General features: G+C 49.1%; 1 protein-coding gene. It reads left to right on the forward strand.

From position 1 onward, the window contains the following. Positions 1 to 904 (forward strand): S8 family serine peptidase (locus ACWYU8_RS22000; protein WP_457521849.1); only part of this gene is annotated, 904 nt, incomplete at both ends.

Raw genomic sequence — 904 nt, forward strand, 5'->3', positions numbered from 1 at the left:
ACGACTCGGGTACTGGTAACTGGGATGAAAACGGTGGCCCTCACGGCACACACGTAGCCGGTACGATTGGTGCAGCAGACAACGGTTTTGGCATCATCGGTATGGCACCGGGCGTGCCAATGCACATCGTCAAAGTGTTCAACTCTGATGGTTGGGGATACTCATCTGACTTGGCTTACGCGGCAGAGAAATGTGCTGATGCGGGCGCAAATATCATCAACATGAGCTTGGGTGGCGGCGCGCCAACAACAGCAGAAGAAAGCGCATTTAAAACCTTCACTAACAACGGTGGCTTAGTGCTTGCGGCAGCAGGTAACGATGGCAATGATGTGCTTTCTTACCCTGCAGGTTATCAGTCAGTAATGATGATCGGCGCAAACGACAACAACGATCAAATCGCAGACTTTTCTCAGTTCCCGGAATGTACTGTGGTGTACAACGGCAAGAAAGGCAAAAACAGCCAAGAGATCATTGATTCAACTTGTGTTGAAGTGACCGCTGGCGGCGTGAACACACTTTCGACTTATCCTGCAGATATGGCAGCGACGTCAGTATTAGCCACAGGCGAGCAAGTTATTGCATCATCTGGATTTACTTATTCAGCTCAAGGTGATGTTTCAGGTGAAGTACACTACATGGGGTTAGGCAACGCGGTTGATACCGACGCCAACGGTAAGATTTGTCTGATGGACCGTGGTGAAATTACCTTTGATGAGAAAGTACTCAACTGTGAAACTTCAGGCGGTATAGGCGCTGTTGTCGTAAACAACGTTTCAGGCATGCTTAATGGTACTCTGGGCGAAACAACGACGACCTCAATTCCTGCAGTCGGAGCAGACTTAAAAGATCGCGCTCTGCTACATGAATCAGCGACCATCAGTGTTGAGATCAGCAGCTCTGATTA

This window comes from Vibrio limimangrovi, assembly GCF_054064025.1.